This window comes from Oleiharenicola lentus, from assembly GCF_051660365.1.
Lineage (GTDB): Bacteria > Verrucomicrobiota > Verrucomicrobiia > Opitutales > Opitutaceae > Lacunisphaera > Lacunisphaera lenta_A.
The window spans coordinates 600,467-616,678 of record NZ_JBOZXB010000001.1 but is presented as its reverse complement, the minus strand read 5'-3'; the positions used below and the strand labels follow the sequence as shown (position 1 = coordinate 616,678).

General features: G+C 59.1%; 15 protein-coding genes. 2 read left to right on the top strand and 13 right to left on the bottom strand.

Features of this window, described 5'->3' with window-relative positions; translation table 11 throughout:
• Positions 1–16: 16 nt before the first annotated feature.
• Both ACRRQW_RS02270 and ACRRQW_RS02265 read right to left on the bottom strand, forming a co-directional pair.
• The gene (locus ACRRQW_RS02270) at positions 17–2,053 is read right to left on the bottom strand and encodes a two-component system sensor histidine kinase NtrB (RefSeq protein WP_438479631.1); all 2,037 of its coding nucleotides are present in this window, start codon (positions 2,051–2,053) and stop codon (positions 17–19) included.
• Positions 2,041–3,252 (bottom strand): beta-ketoacyl-[acyl-carrier-protein] synthase family protein, encoded by a 1,212-nt coding sequence (locus ACRRQW_RS02265; protein WP_438479630.1) that lies wholly within the window; start codon positions 3,250–3,252, stop codon positions 2,041–2,043. The genes ACRRQW_RS02270 and ACRRQW_RS02265 overlap by 13 nt, the downstream gene beginning before the upstream one ends.
• 237 nt (positions 3,253–3,489) lie before the next feature.
• Between ACRRQW_RS02265 and ACRRQW_RS02260 the strand changes: the two genes are divergently transcribed.
• Positions 3,490–4,374 (top strand): aminoglycoside 6-adenylyltransferase, encoded by an 885-nt coding sequence (locus ACRRQW_RS02260; RefSeq protein WP_438479629.1) that lies wholly within the window; start codon positions 3,490–3,492, stop codon positions 4,372–4,374.
• Between the two features lie 14 nt (positions 4,375–4,388).
• On the opposite strand, the gene ACRRQW_RS02255 is transcribed toward ACRRQW_RS02260, so the two are convergent.
• Both ACRRQW_RS02255 and ACRRQW_RS02250 read right to left on the bottom strand, forming a co-directional pair.
• Entirely contained in the window at positions 4,389–5,525 is a 1,137-nt protein-coding gene (locus tag ACRRQW_RS02255; RefSeq protein ID WP_438479628.1) for a response regulator, read from the bottom strand.
• A 75-nt stretch (positions 5,526–5,600) separates the two neighbouring features.
• Positions 5,601–6,611 (bottom strand): ABC transporter ATP-binding protein, encoded by a 1,011-nt coding sequence (locus ACRRQW_RS02250; RefSeq protein ID WP_438479627.1) that lies wholly within the window; start codon positions 6,609–6,611, stop codon positions 5,601–5,603.
• Between the two features lie 103 nt (positions 6,612–6,714).
• Here ACRRQW_RS02250 and ACRRQW_RS02245 point away from each other — a divergent pair, with 103 nt between their 5' ends.
• A complete protein-coding gene (locus ACRRQW_RS02245; RefSeq protein ID WP_438479626.1) occupies positions 6,715–7,914 on the top strand; it encodes a phospholipase A in 1,200 nt (399 codons plus the stop codon).
• 137 nt (positions 7,915–8,051) lie between these two features.
• Here the strand turns inward: ACRRQW_RS02245 and ACRRQW_RS02240 are convergent, their stop codons facing one another.
• The 9 genes from ACRRQW_RS02240 to ACRRQW_RS02200 form a co-directional block, all read right to left on the bottom strand.
• Positions 8,052–9,017 (bottom strand): aldo/keto reductase, encoded by a 966-nt coding sequence (locus ACRRQW_RS02240; protein WP_438479625.1) that lies wholly within the window; start codon positions 9,015–9,017, stop codon positions 8,052–8,054.
• A gap of 2 nt (positions 9,018–9,019) precedes the next feature.
• Positions 9,020–9,796: a 5'/3'-nucleotidase SurE gene (gene surE / locus ACRRQW_RS02235; protein ID WP_438479624.1), complete on the bottom strand. Its 777-nt coding sequence runs from the start codon at positions 9,794–9,796 to the stop codon at positions 9,020–9,022.
• A 35-nt stretch (positions 9,797–9,831) separates the two neighbouring features.
• On the bottom strand, positions 9,832–10,311 hold the full coding sequence (locus ACRRQW_RS02230) for a DUF2127 domain-containing protein (protein WP_438479623.1): 480 nt from the start codon (positions 10,309–10,311) through the stop codon (positions 9,832–9,834).
• A 128-nt stretch (positions 10,312–10,439) separates the two neighbouring features.
• Complete coding sequence (gene pnp, locus ACRRQW_RS02225) at positions 10,440–12,647, bottom strand: polyribonucleotide nucleotidyltransferase (RefSeq protein WP_438479622.1); 2,208 nt, start codon at positions 12,645–12,647, stop codon at positions 10,440–10,442.
• A gap of 235 nt (positions 12,648–12,882) precedes the next feature.
• Positions 12,883–13,146 (bottom strand): 30S ribosomal protein S15, encoded by a 264-nt coding sequence (rpsO, locus tag ACRRQW_RS02220; protein ID WP_438479621.1) that lies wholly within the window; start codon positions 13,144–13,146, stop codon positions 12,883–12,885.
• A gap of 202 nt (positions 13,147–13,348) precedes the next feature.
• Positions 13,349–13,750 carry a type II toxin-antitoxin system VapC family toxin gene (locus ACRRQW_RS02215; protein WP_438479620.1) on the bottom strand — a complete coding sequence of 134 codons (402 nt, stop codon included), beginning with the start codon at positions 13,748–13,750 and terminating at the stop codon, positions 13,349–13,351.
• 5 nt (positions 13,751–13,755) lie between these two features.
• A complete protein-coding gene (locus tag ACRRQW_RS02210; RefSeq protein WP_438479619.1) occupies positions 13,756–13,995 on the bottom strand; it encodes an antitoxin in 240 nt (79 codons plus the stop codon).
• Between the two features lie 73 nt (positions 13,996–14,068).
• A complete protein-coding gene (locus ACRRQW_RS02205) occupies positions 14,069–14,449 on the bottom strand; it encodes a DciA family protein (protein ID WP_438479618.1) in 381 nt (126 codons plus the stop codon).
• A gap of 12 nt (positions 14,450–14,461) precedes the next feature.
• Positions 14,462–16,204 carry an ABC transporter ATP-binding protein gene (locus ACRRQW_RS02200; protein ID WP_438479617.1) on the bottom strand — a complete coding sequence of 581 codons (1,743 nt, stop codon included), beginning with the start codon at positions 16,202–16,204 and terminating at the stop codon, positions 14,462–14,464.
• Positions 16,205–16,212: the final 8 nt, after the last annotated feature.

The window sequence follows — 16,212 nt, the reverse complement described above, 5'->3', positions numbered from 1 at the left end:
AAGACGGACTGTGTGATTAGGCGCCGACCTGCGGCGGTGGAGCTGGAAATGTGATACGAAATGTGGCGCCAGGGCGGCCGGTCTCGGGGACGATAATGGTTGCACGGTGTTCGTGCAAGATGTCCGAGCAGACGGCAAGACCGAGACCCATGCCGGTGGTCTTGGTCGACGCGAAAGGATGGAAGAGCTTGGCGCGCTGTTCGGGCGGGATGCCGGGGCCGTTGTCGCTGACTTCGAGGATGACGCTGCCGTTGGGCGAACTGCGGGAGCGGATTTCGATGCGGCGATCGGTGTCCTGGTGTTCGAGGGCCTGAATCGCGTTGATGAAAAGATTGATCAGCACCTGCCGGATCGCGCTGGCGTCGGCATGGATGGTGTCTTTGGCTGCGGTGAGCGTGGAGGAAATCGAGATGCGCGCTTCGGTGGCGCGCGTGAGCATCAGGTCGACCGTCTCGCGCACCGTGCTGTGCAGCGAAATGTGTTCCATCTGGTGCCGACGCGGGTTGGAAAGATCGAGCAACTGCTGCGTGAGGCTGTCGATGCGATCAACTTCGCCGGGAATGAGCAGATTGAAGCGGCGGCGGAATTCTGGATCGTCGAAACGCGTGGGCAGCAAGTGTGCGAAGGTTTTGATCGAAACGAGCGGGTTTCGAATTTCGTGAGCGAGACTCGCGCCGAGGAGGCCGATGGTCGCGAGTTGCTCGGACTGGCGCGCCTGCATGGTGAGGCGGGAACGTGCGAGGATGTTGTCCATGAACTCGGCGAGGTCCTGGAGTTGTTGGACTTCCGGATAAGTGAACGGGCGATGGTTTACTTTTGTGCCGAGCGCGATGAGCAACGAGGGCGAGGGACTGCCGCGTGGAGCGGTGACAATGAGAGCGAGAGAAGCGTCCGTGAGGAATTGCTTGAGATCGACGAGACCGGGCTCGGCGCGCTGGCGCTGGAGGCTTTCCGGGGTGCTCCAGCCATCTTTGCAAAGCGCGGCGTGGCCGGGGCGGTTTTTCGTGAATTCCAAATCGCCGGACACGTAGAGTTCGCCGCTATCGAACATCAGGCGCGCATAGCTGGTCTGTCCCCATTCGCGGAGTAGGGTTTCGAAGGAGACGACGAGTTTGTCGGGGCTCGGCTCACTCCGGGCCAGATCGATAATGGTGCGACGGGTGATATTAATTTTCTGGGCCAGACTGATGCCAAACCACTCGCTCGAGAGGCGTTGGAGCCAGAAAGCGATTGAGCTGAAAACCACGACGCTGATGAGCAAATCGAAGGGCGCGGGGATAAATTTGTGCAGAGCCCTGGTCAGGAAAAAAATGCCGAAGCACAGCGTTAACACAAAGGTGAGCCGCTGGACGACCGATAGAAAAACCTGACGCGCATCGAAGATACGGTGAACGCTCACCGCCCACGCGGTGAGAATATAAAAAATCAGGATGACCAGCGGGCTGAGCCGTGACAGAAACCGGTAGTCCGAATAGCTGCCCGCGGCGGTCAGGGCGATGACCAGCAGGCAGGTGAGGCCGCAGTTCAGGGTTAGAAACTGCATCTCGATTTTCCGCACGCCGGTCTCTTTGCGTAATTGCCGGTAGGCGAGGACCAAGAGCAGCACGTAGAGGATGAAGCTGCTGGCAGAATAGACCAGGTAGCCAATTCCTCTCCGTGGGTTTTCCGGAGTGGAATCCGCCGGGATGAAGTAATTTGTGAAGCAGAGGCCGGACAGAAGAACGGCAAAAATCAGCCAGGGAAATGACTTGGCGATGTTTTGACGCAGCGTCCGCCCGTGCGCCGTGATGGATTCTATCAGCAGCCACAGAATCCACGGGAAAGTGGCGCCTACACTTGAGGTTGCCCGAAGCCAGGGAATGGGGTCGGACGAGGGATCGACGGCATAACGCGCCCCTTCCCGCAGGGCCAAAAAGAAGAAAAACAGCCACAACGTGGTCGCCGTCGAAAGCAGCGCGAACACCTGGTTCACGGTGCGTTGTGGATTAACCCAAAAAACCGTCGCGCCGACGATGAGGGTTAATAGTGCCGAAAGGAAAATCAGTTCGGGCATTTTCTTTCCAGGACCAGGCTGGCATTGCTTCCGGCTAACCCGTGAGCGTTTACGACCGCAACATTTGAGGCGATTCTGCGTGAGTTCGCGGAAAGATTAAGTGGGCAGTTTGGATCTTGGTTTTCCCAATTCACCGTGGGCGGCAAAATACCGTGGATCAGACTTAGCACCACACTGGCGACTTGAATGGCGCCGGATGCCCCGAGGGGGGTGCCGATCGCTCCTTTCAAAGAAACCACGGGGATTTCTCTCAGCCCTTCACCAAACACCCGCTTCAGCGCAAATGATTCATTGGCGTCGATCAATCGGTGACCGGGGCCCCAAGCGTTAATATAGCTCACCTCCTGTTTTCGGCGGCGGGCGTTGGCGAGTGCGATTTCCAAGGCATCGGCAATTCCGGAGGCGGGACGATTGTCCGGATCGTTGGCGAATCCGTATCCCGATATCCACGCCATGGCCGGCCGCGGACTTTCCTCCGGTTCAAGAATCATGATGGCTGCGCCCTCTCCAATCACTCCGGTGGAGCGCCATAAATCGAAGGGCTTGCACGCTTTTTCCGGAAGCTCGTCACTGGTGGGGTTGAGTTCCGCGGTGTTAAATTCAAGGAGCGGGTGAAACGAAAGCGGTGATTCGCTGCCTCCCGTGACCGCGAGGTTGGTTTGACCGCTGGCCACCAGCTCCGCGGCCTGACCGATCGCGTCCAGGCCAGAGCAACACGAACTCTGCAGGGCAAACATCCTGGCGGGGACGCCGAGGTATTCCGCGATTTTCCCGGCAACATTGATCACGGACGTTTCGTAAATGGTGCTAGCCATCGAATAACGCGCCCCCTTTTTCGAAACAACTTCGACACCGCGGCTGATTTTACCGATGTCCATGACCGAGGTCCCAGTCACGATAATCGGATGCTGGCCGTGCAGGTCTTCCAATGAAATCCCGGCATCTCTTAACGCCAGAATCGCCCCAACCAGTCCAAACTGGGTGTGCCGGGAGAGTCGTTTGGGGTTTTCCTCGGGAGCAAATTTGGCGAGGTCGAAATTGTTAATTTCAGCCCCGATGAAATTTCCCATCGAAGGGTCGAAGCGATCAATGGCCTGCACCCGGCTGATCGATTCGTTGATGCCTTTGAAAAACTCTTCGCGACCGATGCCGGCGGGAGTGACAGGACCGATGCCGGTGATTTTAACGCGACGACGCATAAAAGAGCTGCCGAGCGTGGCCGATGGGACGAAAAAAATTCGCCGAAGTAAGGTTCAAAGCTAGTGGGTGCATGAACTGGATTGATGGCTAAATGCCCGCGCCGTCAGGTTGGGCATTTAGTTGGCGGACAAAGCCCTGCACGGCAAGCACGGTATCGTCAGCAAAGTGTTTAGTTTCACTGCGGGGCGGGCAAAAGAGATTTGCGCCGTCAAGGCGCCGCGTTCCCAATCTTTTGCATGACGTCCGTTGAATTCGAGTCGCGTGTGGTCGCGTGGGTGCGCCAACAGCCGGAGGTGGAAGCGTTGATCCAGATTGGTTCGCGGGTGCAATCCGGAGGGGTGGTGGACGCGTGGTCCGACTGGGATTATCAACTCGTGCTGAGTGACACCAAGCGGTTCTTGCACCGCGATTGGCTGAAAGAAATCGCGCCGGTGTGGTGTGCGCACTTGGAGCGCACGGAGCGTAAAGTGGTCAAATTGAGCGCGGTGTTCGCGGGCGGTTTCGAGGCGGATTTTGTGCTGTTACCCGCGTGGCAAATGAAACTCGCTTGCTGGGGCCTCAACCACCCGCAGTGGCAAAAATGGTTTCCGTCGATGCTGCGACGCGGAGTTTACAATCTCCAGTTGATCGGCGTGCCGGGCTACCGCGTAGTGTTGGGCGGACCTGAATGGGAAAAACGGCTGGCGGGTTTACGGGGGGACTGGAGCCCGCGAATCATGTCAGCGGAGGATTTCGATTTTCATGTGACGTCGTTTTGGCGCCACGCGGTGTGGGTTTTTAAGAAGACCATGCGCGGCGAGTTTCGGGCGGCGCAGCGCTGGCATGCGCGTGAAGTGCGCGAACACCTTTATGCTTTGTTGGAAGAAGAAGCGCGCGTGAGCGGGCTAAAGCCGCGACCGGAAGCGCGTCAGGCGGAACGCTGGCTCACGCCGGAGCGGCTCGCGCAGACTTCAGTTCAACTTACGCCACAACGAGCGGCACTCGCGCAGGCTTTGCTGGCGGAGGTGGCGCTCTTCCGCGAAGCGACGGCGAGCGTCGCGACGCTACGCGGGTTTAAACTCGGTGACTATTCGGCGCTCGAAAACTGGCTGCGCTCCGAACTGGGGAAACTTAGTTCCTGAAAACTTCCGCGGGATCAGGCCGCCGGAAATTCCCACGTAAACACGGTGCCGCCGCCCGGGCGGTTTTCCACGCGCACGACGGCTTGGTGGGCGGTCGCGACGTGTTTGCAAATCGTCAGGCCGAGGCCGGTGCCGTGGGCTTTAGTGGACTCGATGGGTTTTTTCAGAATCACCGCCATGGCTTCTTCCGGCAGGCCGGCTCCATTGTCGGCGATCGAAAGAATGACTTTACCCGGTTTCTTGCCGATCGAAACGACCACGCGACTCGCGCCGGCTTCGAGCGAGTTTTTCAGCAAATTCTGAAGCGCGCGGATGATTTCAAAACGGATGCCGATGACCGCGGCGTCGCGATCGCCTTCGATTTCAATGCGGGGAGAATCGAAAAACAAAACTGAGCGCGTTTCTTCTGCGGCGCTAAACAGCGTGAAGGTGTCGCCTTGGCCGGCGTGGCGCGTGGTTTGTCGCCACGATTCAGCGAGGTGCAGGCAAAACGAAGAACAGGCTTCGAGTTTTTCCGCGTATTGCACGATGCGATCCACGCTGCCGCCATCGGACGGCAGGCGGCGCGCTTCATCGAGCAACATGTTCGTGTAACCGATGGTGACCACGAGCGGATTACAAATGTCGTGAACCATCTCGGCGGCGGCCTGGCCGTAACCGACTTGAAGTTGGTTTTTTTTCTGCTCGAGCTTCACCGACTCATACATCTCGCCGAGTTGCTTGAGGAGCGCGGTGCGCTTCTTGCGCTCAAGGGCTTCTTTCGCGTGACGGCGCACGGCTTGTTGCAGCACGTCGACGTCGAAAGGTTTTTTAAGATACTCGTTTGCGCCCAGGCTGATGGCGGCTTGCGCGGAGGCGAGGGCCCCGTAACCGGTCATCATGATGACCGCGACATCGGTATCGATTTTGCGCAATTCTTCGAGGCCTTGGATGCCGTTTTTCTGCGGCATGCGAATGTCCATCACGACGACCGCGAAAGAGTCTTTTTGGATCAACTCCAAGCCGCGATCGACGCGGTCGACGGTCTGCACATCGAACTCGCTCTGTAGGAGGTAGCTGATGCTTTCGCGCGGGCCCAGCTCATCGTCGATGATCAAAATTTTTGGACGGGCCGAATTGACGGCGGACGGAATGGCAGGAACTTCGAGCATGATGGGTGACGCCCCAGCATTTGGACGCGCTTGCGTCATTTGGCAACTCGAAGCGTAACCGCCCGACATTTGCGCCTACTTGGCGGCCACTCCGCGCTGGAATAATTCGGAAATGATATCCTCCAGCGGCACGTCCTGGATGTTGATATCCTCGACGCCTGCGCCCGTGCCGAGAATTTCCTGGCACACGGTAACCACATGGTCGCTTGGCACGTGCACGGTGAACTCGCCATCTTCGCTGAGCTTGGCTGAGCCGTGGGACGGTTGCCAGTCGGCGGGAAAGGGCGCGGGGCCGCGGGCGCCCTCAAGCGCGGGGCGGGGTTTGAACTTAATGATTTTTTGCTTCGCGCCGGCACCGGCGATCAAGTCGAGATCGCCGTCGTAAATTTTTTTGCCGTGGTCGATCACGATGACGCGTTCGCACAACTGCGAGATGTCTGCCATGTAGTGGCTCGTGAGCAGGATCGTTGTTTTGTAGCGGCGGTTGTAAGTGCGCAGAAATTCGCGCACGGATTTCTGAGAGATGACGTCGAGACCGATGGTCGGCTCATCGAGAAACAACACGCGCGGGCGATGAAGGAGCGCGGCGATGAGCTCCATTTTCATGCGCTCGCCGAGCGAAAGTTCGCGCACCATCACATTTAATTTGTGCGAGACGCCGAGCAGCGTGACGAGTTCGTCGAGCGTCTCCTGATAAGCTTTTTGATCGAGACCGTAGATGGCTCGAAGCAGGTAAAAAGATTCCTGTGCCGGTAAATCCCACCACAGCTGGTTTTTCTGGCCAAGCACGATGGCGAAAAGGCGGCGGTAATCGTTTTCGCGTTTTGTGGGATCGAATCCCGCGACGCGCGCCTGGCCGCTCGTCGGGTAGATTAGGCCCGAAAGCATTTTGAGCGTCGTGGTTTTGCCCGCGCCGTTCGGGCCGAGAAAGCCGACGAACTCGCCTTCCTTGATTGAGAAGGTGATGTTATCGGCGGCGCGCGTTTCCTCGAATTCACGTTTGAACAGACCTTTCACGCCGCCCCAGAAGCCGGGCTTTTTTTTGTAGGTGCGGAAGACGCGGGTGAGGTTCTCGACTTCGATCATGGAAGATGGCGAAAGAACATGGTTTGGCGGCGAACGCAACCGCGTCCTAAAATTGCTTTCAGAATGCGCGTGCACGCTCGGGAAATATGCGGTTTCGTCTCGCATGAAAATTTCGGTCGCAGCGCTATGTTTGTTAATCGCGGGCACGGTCGGTCAGGCCCAGAATGTCGTGGTGAACCTGCTGGCGCCGGTCGAGGCCGCGAGCCCGGGTGGAGAGGTGCGGGTGGATCTCGTGATCCTCAACCCGACGGCGACGGAAGTCGTTTACGAAACTCCCCTTGTGCTGGCCGGGCGGCTGAGTTCAGAACGCAAGGGTTGGACGGTGGAATTGCGCGGGCAGGCGGGTGGCGGTGCGCAAATCTCGCCGCGCGGATTTTCGTATCGATCGTTTATTTTCACCGTGCCGTCAGATGCGAAAGGACGGTTGGTGCTGGAGTTGGATCGCCCAATGCCGGTGCGTGCGTTGATCGATGTGAAGAGTGTCGCGAACAAGGCCGACCCCGAGGCGCGTATCGTTTCGGCGCCGTTGAGCAACGTGCTGCCGAACCAACCGGCCGAGTCGGCGATTCAACGCACCTTTGCCGGACGATTCGCGCCGCATGAGCCGACGTATTTTATTTATGGAGCGGACGCGCCGGCGGCGAAATTCCAATTCAGTTTCAAATACCGCATCTTGGGCGATAAGGGCGGTTTAGGTGACAAGGTGCCGGCGCTACGCGGACTTTATGCGGGGTTCACCCAACGCTCGCTTTGGGATCTCGAGGCGGAATCGAGTCCGTTCTTCGACACAAGTTACATGCCAGAGATCATGTTTGAGTCACAGTCGGTGGTCGATCCGGGCGGCGAAGACGGGTTTCAAATTCTCGGTTACCAACTGGGCGCGAGGCATGAATCCAACGGTCGCGACGGCGCGGCATCGCGGAGTTTGAACATCCTCTATTTTCGTCCGGCCTTCGTCTTTGGCCGGCTCGACGGATGGAACCTGATCGTGCTGCCACGCGTGTTTGCCTACATCGCGGACGTCGACAATAACCCCGACATTCGAGAATATCGCGGTAACGCCGAACTCACGGCGGTCTTTGGCCGCAACGACCGGTTCGCACTTTCAATGACGGGCCGTCTTGGTTCGACGGGGAAAAAAGGCAGCATTCAGGCCGATCTCACGATCCCCGTGCGCTTCGACAAGCTGTTGGATTTCGCGACCTACGTGCTCATCCAATACTGGGACGGCTACGGCGAAAGCCTGCGCACGTATAACCAGCGCACCTCGGTTTTGCGTGCGGGTTTTTCGCTGGTGCGGTGACCAAGAGGCGCGACTGAGCGAAAGCTAAACTCACGGTAGAGCCCGACCTCCGGGCGGGCCGCTTAGATTTGTGAGTGACGAGGAAAAACACATTTGAACCCACGGCCTGCCCGGAGGTCAGGCCCTACCACGTTCGTTTAATTTCTGGTTTCGAGTGCGGCCAGTTCTTCGTTTGTGAGTTGCACCGGCAATGCCGCGATACTCTCGTCGAGTTGTGCGAGTGTGCGGCAGCCAATGATCGGATGCACGGGGAACCGGTGCGACCAAAGGTAGGCGAGAACGACGGCGCTTGGGGCGATGCCGCGTGTAGTCGCGATTTTCGCGACGACTCGGGCGATGGCGTGATTGGCCGGAGTGTCAAAATCGATTAACTCTGACGCTTTCGGCGCACGGCCGGTGGCGATTAATTTCGAAAAGAAACCGTTCGCTTGCGACGTGTAGGGAATGACCGGCAGTTGCGTTTCGCGGTGAAACTCGCGCATGACTGCGTCACAGCGCACGAGTGTCGGGTCCTTAGGCGGTTGCGCGGTGTCGCTCCCGAGACACCACAACGGCTGGTTGGCGCTAAAGCCGTGAAGGCCGCGCGAAGTGGCATAGGCGTTGGCGGCGCGGATGCGCGCCGTGCTCCAGTTTGAGGCACCGAATGCGCGGATTTTTCCTTCGCGGACAAAGGTGTTCAGCAGATCGATGAAATGGTCGACGGGCTGGCGCGGGTCGTCGCGGTGTAACCAATAGAAATCGACGACGTCGACACGCAGCGTGCGCAAACTGCCTTCGAGGTCGTCGCGAATTTCCGCAGCGGACGAGCGCGGCACGCCGAGCGACTCCATGAACGGATGTGCGCCTTTCGTCGCGATGACGAGGCGGTCGCGATTTTTGCGGGCGTGCAGCCAGTCGCCGAGGATGCGTTCGCTGCGGCGTTTTTCACCGACCACCCAATCGGAATAGATGCGCGCGGTGTCGAGAAAGTTGCCGCCGGTCTCAACATAGCGATTGAGGAGCGCGAATGAATCGCGCTCGTCGATCCTCGTGCCGAAAGGCGCTGTGCCGAGGCAGAGGCGTGACGCGGGGGTTCCGTCCGGCGCGGCGGGCAACGCGGGCATGGTTACGGATGCCCGAGTTTGCGGTAATCGAGCGTCGTGTGGCTGATGAAACCGGACTCGATGCACTTGATATCGGCGAGCGGTTCGGGCGGAGAAACATCTTCGCCATCGATCCAAATGAGTTTGTGGCGACCGTCATCGTCCGGCGGAGAAAATAATCCCGGCACGAAGAAGTGCGCGGGCACGGTGCGTTTTACTTCGGTCGTCGGCGTGCACGGAATCGGAAAATTCAGATTATGCACGATGAAGCTGCGATGCGGCGTTTTCGGTAAAAGTTCGCCGGCCATGCGCGCGGCGTGAGCGGCGGAAATCTTTAACGTCTCGAGCAATTCGCCCTCGGGTTTGCCCTCGTTCTCTTTGAGTTTGTAATACGTTTCCTCGGTGACGTCTTGCGAACACGCCATCGCGGGCAAGCCGTGCAACGCGCCTTCGAGGGCGGCAGAGACGGTGCCGCTCGCGATAATGAAACCGAGCGAGCAATTGAAGCCGACGTTGATACCGCTGACGACGGCATCGACTTTCGTGGGCAACAAATGCGCGATGGCGATGTTGACGCAATCGGAGGGCGTGCCGTCGACCGTCCACGTGGGCACGCCGAACCCTTGGTCGGCTTTCGTGGATTGCACGAGGCGGTGGCGGGTTTTCGAGGCGCCCGTCCAACTTTGCTCGGTGAGCGGGGCGACAACGTAAAGTTCGTGGCCGGCGCCCTTGAGCGCGTAAACCAACTCGTGGAGAAAGGGGGAATTGATTCCGTCGTCGTTCGTGACCAGCAGCTTCATGGTGCGGTCAGCATCCCGTGAATGCGGCGGCGCTGTCAGCTGCTTTTTTTCGCCGACGTTTTCTTCCGCTGAGCGAGCAGGTAAACCATGTAAGCGACGATCGCGAGATTCGCGATAAGCGCGCCGAATTTCAGCCAACTCGCGCGGTGGAAAATTTCGTAGAGCTCGATCGGCACATAAACCGCGCCGCTCAGCGCGGCGAGCCACTCGGCCCAACGGCGCGCGTGCCACAGCCCGTAAGCCTCGGCGAAACGAATGCTCGAATACAACGCGGCGAATCCGGCGAAGAGCCAGAGGCGCTGGTTGTCGACGTCGGTCATCAGCTGGATGAAAATGTGCGGGTAGTGACTTGCGGGATTCAGGTGGAGCCGGCTGATGAGGTGTTCCGCGAAATGTTCACCGCTGCGCCCGAGAAAACTCAACGAGCCGAAACCGATGAGGAGCACGACGGCGCCTTTGAGGGCTTCGAAAGCGGCGACGGCGCGGAGACCGGTGAGTTTTGCGCGGAGAGACACGAGGTGGGGAAGCAGACGCTAGACGCGAATGCGGTGGGGCAAAGAAAAAAGCCGCGACTTGCGTCGCGGCTTTGAAATGAGAGCGGTGAAAGGGCGGTTAGGGATAATCGCCCCTACCTCAAACTGCCTTATTGCTGCGCAGGAGCGTCAGCGGCCGGAGCGGCGGGAGCAGCTTCACCCGCGGGAGCGGCGGCTTGCTTCTGGGCTTCGAGGTCGGCGAGCGCGGCTTTGCGGCTGAGGCGAACCTTGCCGGAACGCTCGTCGATGCCGACGCACTTGACGGTGATGCTGTCGCCGACCTTGACGACGTCTTCGGTGCGGCGCACGCGGAAGTCGGCGAGTTCGGAGATGTGCACGAGGCCTTCTTTACCGGGCAAGCATTCGACGAAAGCGCCGAACTCTTTGGTGCCGGTGACGCGGCCGGTGTATATCTTGTTCACTTCGATCTGGGAACCGCCGCCGCAAAGGGCGTCGATTTCCTGCACGGCGCGGTTCATGGCGTCGGCGTTGTTCGAGTAGATGAAGACCTTGCCGGAATCGTCGTCGGAGATGTCGATCTGCGCGCCGGTCGTTTCCACGATGCGACGGATCGTCTTACCGCCAGGCCCGATGAGGAGACCGATCTTTTCCGGATCGATCTGGATCGTCTGGATACGCGGAGCGTATTGGGAGAGGTCTTTGCGGGGAGCCGGGAGCGAGGCGAGCATCGACTTGAGGATCTCGATGCGGGCGTCGCGGGCTTGATAGACCGCGGTCTTGGCGATCTCGAAGGGAAGACCGTTGATCTTCAAATCGAGTTGGAAACCAGTGATGCCCTTGGTCGTGCCGGCGATCTTGAAGTCCATGTCGCCGAAATGATCTTCTTCACCGAGGATGTCGGTGATGGTGGTCCATTTCGTGATCTGGCCGTCGACGTTTTCGGTCATCAAGCCGCAGCTGATACCGGCAACCGGCGCAATGATCGGCACGCCGGCGTCCATGAGAGCCAAGCAGCCGCCGCAGATGGAAGCCATCGAGGTCGAGCCGTTGGAGGCCATGATCTCGGAGACGACGCGGATGGAATAAGGGAACACATCCTCTGGCGGGAGAATCGGCACGAGCGAACGCTCGGCGAGCGCACCGTGACCGATTTCGCGACGACCCGGGCCGATGAAACGGCCGGCTTCACCGACGGAGAACGGCGGGAAGTTATAGTGGAGGATAAAGCTCTTCGACGTGGCACCGCCGGTGAGGCCGTCCATGTCTTGCGCTTCCTTCGTCGGCCCGAGGGTGACGATGGCGATATTCTGGGTGTCGCCGCGTTGGAACATGGCGGAACCGTGGACGCGCGGGAGCACGCCGACTTGCGAGGAGAGCGCGCGGAGCGATTTCGCATCGCGGTGATCCGAGCGCGTGCCCTTGGCGAGCACGGTGGAGCGGTAAGCTTTGTATTGGAGGTCTTCGAAGACGACGTTCAGGTCGACATCGGTGAACTTGCCTTCGCCGAGTTCGGCGAGGAGCGCGGCTTTCGCTTCTTCCTTGAGGACTTTGACGTTGGCCGAGCGGACATTCTTTTCGAAGCCGAAGATGGCGGCGGAAACGCGTTCAGCCGGGACGACGCGCTCAATGATCGCGCGGGCTTCCGGCGTGGCGCCGACGAGCTTGAACGTGGCCTTCGGTTTGCCGGCGACGGCGACGAGTTCCTTAATGGCCGTGATGATCGGCTGGATGGCCTTCTGGCCGAACTCGAGGGCTTCGACGAATTTCTCTTCGGAAATCTGGTCGGCGGAACCTTCGATCATCAACATGTCCTTGTCGTTACCGACGTAGATCAGGTCGAGGGCGGAGGAATACATCTGCTCGATCGTCGGGTTGGCGACGAACTGGTCGTCGATCAAAGCGACGCGCACACAGCCGATCGGGCCGGACCACGGAATGTCGGAGATCGCGAGGGCGGCGCTGGCGCCGTTGACCATGGCGATGTCGGAGTCGTTGATCAAATCGGCCGACATCAGCGTGCCGATGATCTGCACTTCATTGAGGAAACCCTCGGGGAAGAGCGGACGGCAGGGACGGTCGCAGAGGCGGGAAATGAGGATTTCGCGCTCGGAAGGACGGCCTTCGCGCTTGAAATAACCACCCGGGAAACGGCCGGCGGCGGCGTATTTGTCGCGGTAGTCGCAGGTCAGCGGGAAGAAATCTTGGCCCGGACGCATGGTGGTCGCGGCGCAGGCGGTGACGAGGACGTTGGTCTCGCCGACGTTGACGTTGACGGCGCCGCCCGCGAGCTGGGCGATGGAGCCGGTGGAGAAGGTGAGCCCGAGGCCGGGCACGGTGACATTATGTTTCTGATTCATGTTATCTAAGGTGAACCACGATGGGTTCGGGGGTAGGGAGTCGCAGCGGTCACACGGACCGGCGTCCCCAGGTTGGTGCTTTCGTCGCGTTCCTTTGAATGAGCGTCGAGAAATTTCGGATTACGGCTCCCGCACAGTGGGGAGAGGTAAACGGAAATGTCCCGGGCCGCTGATTCGTCGAAGGAGGCTAAAACGAAAGGCGGCCCGTCGGTGGGCCGCCTTTCGGGAAAACGGGTTATTTGCGGAGGCTGAGCTTCTGCAACAGTTCGTTGTATTTCGCCAAATCCTCGCCCTTGACGTAATCAAGGAGCTTGCGGCGGCGGGATGCCATCTGGAGAAGGCCGCGGCGGCTGTGGAAATCCTTACGATGCGTGCGCAAGTGCTCGGTCAAGTGATTGATACGAGCGGTGAGCAAGGCGATCTGGACGTCGGAGGAGCCGGTGTCTTTCTCGTGGGTTTTGTATTGGCTGATGACTTCTGACTTAACGGGTTGTGACATGGTTTATGTTGTTGATGACGCGGTCGGTTAGGGACTTTTGTCCATATCGCCCGCTTTTGGAGGGCCGGCGACATCGTTAGTGTCCGGTTACCCGGACTGACCGTGGTGAAGGCCTGCGACCAGCAAGCTTCCACTAACGCAAGCGGCCATTAACCAAATCGGCGAGGGTGCGCGCAAGCGAAAATTTGAGACTATGGCCGGTTCAAATCTCCCAATTCTCAACCCGCAGGCCTGCGATACGGTTAAACTCCCCCACATTACGAGTCACCACGGTGGCTCCGAGGCGCAATGCTTGGGCGACGATCAGTGTATCGAAGGGGCCGATGCCTTGCCCACGTGACTCGAGTTGGTGGCGGATTTTAGCGTAGTGGCTGGCGTCGGCGCGTGTGAACGGTTCGACGATCAATAATTGCTCCAGTGTTTGCAGTTTGCGGCGTTGAGCGGCGGTGCCGCCTTTGACTAAACCAAATTCACGCTCCGCCAGAACGATTACGGATAGCCGCAATTCCTCTTTCACGAATGCGGCTTGCATCTGAGCAACGAGTCCATCGTTGGTGCCTCGCATGTAGGCTGAGATCGCGTTAGTGTCGGGCAAGTAAAGCATGCGGCTCAGTCGCGGGCAATATCCTTGGCGGCGTGGAGTGGCACGTCCGAGAGTTCGGGACATGAGCCGGCGAGCGCGAAAAATTTCAAGCGACGCTCCTCGGCATCGGGCCGCAGGGGCTCCAGCAGGATGCCTTGGGGAGTCTTCGAAACCTTGACCTCGGCGCCCGGCATTCGAAACGCCTTGGGCAGACGCACGGCCTGCGAACCACCGTGTTGGAAGAGCTTAGCCCTGGTTGTGATCATAATATAGCTACGAGTAGCTACAATGGTGATCGGGTCAAGATTCGCCTCAGATTCAGCCAAGCATTCGTAGCAACTAGCCCGATCGCAGATTCAATCCCTTGATGTGCGCGCAGCCGGGGAGTTTTTGGAGTTTGGCGAGGATCGGGGCACGGTGCTGGAAAAGCTCGTTCCGGACGACGGCATGCGACGTGAGGACGAGGAGCAGGTTGCGCTCAACCGTGACGGGGTGCGAGTAGCTGGCGTTGGCGACCCCGACGAGTTCCGGCCACGCGGCGCGGATGCTGTGTTCGAGCGAGTCGTGGCTGATGCGGTATTTGACGAGGAGTTCGTCGATCACCGTGGTCAATTCGGAAGGCTTGCGGGATTTCGAGCGCGTGTTGTCGCCGGGTAAATCGCGAAAGCCTGCGATGAGGTTTTCGATGGCGCGGGAAAATTCTTTCGGCTCCTCAGGCATGGCGGACGGCGATCAGGCGCTGGTCGACTGGCGATCGTAGAGTGATTTGTAGAGTGCGTTGCCGGCGTAAAGGCTGGCGTGGTCGCCTTGCGCGACGATGCGGGCGCTGTCGAAAACCAAGATCATCGAAGCATCGCGAATCGTGCTGAAGCGGTGCGCGATGATGAGCACGGTTTTGCCGACGACGAGTTTGCGCAACGCGTCCTGCACGGCGGCTTCGCTATCGGTGTCGAGCGCGCTGGTGGCTTCGTCGAGGATGAGAATCGGCGCGTTGCGGAGAAAGGCGCGCGCGATGGCGATGCGTTGTTTCTGGCCGCCGGACAAACGTGCGCCGCGTTCGCCGACCATCGTTTCGTAGCCCTCAGGCTGCTCACGAATGAAATCGTCGGCGTGCGCCGCGCATGCCGCCGCGAGGATTTCGTCGTGCGTCGCGTCTTCGCGCCCGAGCCGGAGATTGTTGTAGATCGTGTCGTTGAAAAGGACTGGCTCTTGGGAAACGAGCGCGATGTTGCGGCGCAAATCCGCGAGGCGCATCGCGCGCACATCAATGCCATCGATGGTCACGCTCCCTTGCGCGACTTCGAAAAAGCGCGGCACGAGATTTGCAAACGTGCTCTTGCCCGCGCCGCTTGGGCCGACCAGCGCACAAACGGTTCCCTTGGGAATGACGACATTGACGTCGTTTAAAGCGACCGTTTCTCCGTAGGCAAAGTTGACCTGATTGAACGTGATTTCGCCCTGCAGGCGCGTCACGGGAGTGGGATTAACGGGATCGGCAATCGTGAGCGGTTCGTTCAGGACGCTTTCCAATCGATCCATCGAGGCGGTGCCCCGGTTCACTTCGGTGTTCAGATAACCGACTTTCTTAATCGGGTCGTAGCACAAATAGAGCGCGAGGATGATCGCGAGAAAAGTGTCCCAACTGACGTTCCCTTTGTAGGCGAAGATCAAAGTGGCTGCGATGCCGATGGCGGAGAGAAATTCGATCGCAGGCGTGAGCGCTTGCGCGTATTTCACGACCTTCATTTGCGCAGTGACCAATTTACTCGTCGCGAGGCCAAAGCGGTCGGACTCGCGCTTCTCCAAGCCGAACGCCCGCACCTCGCGCGCGGCGGAAAGATTTTCCACCAGATGAGAGGAGACGTCGCCGAGCTGGGCTTGCACCAGGGCGGCGCGCTTCACGATTTTTTTGCCCACGTAGTGCACCGGCAACACGGTGAGGGGCACAACGGCCAGACACACCAGCACCAGAAACGCGCCATCGGTGGCGAACGCTTGCCACGTGAGAAATCCGAGCGCGCCTAAAAGTTGCATGGGTTGCTTCACGCCGTCGTTGGCGATGAGTGAGAGCGTGAATTGCAACTGGGACGTGTCCGCGAGACCGCGTGAAACGAGATCTCCGCTCGATTGACGTTGGAGGTAGGAGAGCGGCAGGACCTGCAGTTTTTTGAAGTAGTCGAGTCGCACCGATTCCAACACGCGCATGCCGGTGAGTTGAACGTAGTAGCTGTTCAAAAACCCGCTGACTGCGCGCAGTAAAAACAAAACCGGCACACAGGCCGCGATTAACCACACCGTCGACTCTTCGAAGGGTGGCCCGGATCGGTCAAAAATCGGAGGAAACACGTATTTGATGAGCACCGGCAACCCGAGTCCGCTCGTGATACCGAACAGTAACCCGTAAAAAATCGCAGCCCAAAGTGTGCGCTTGGTGTCTCGGAAATAGCGGAAGTAAGGACTGATACGGCGAAGCATGAGCAGAG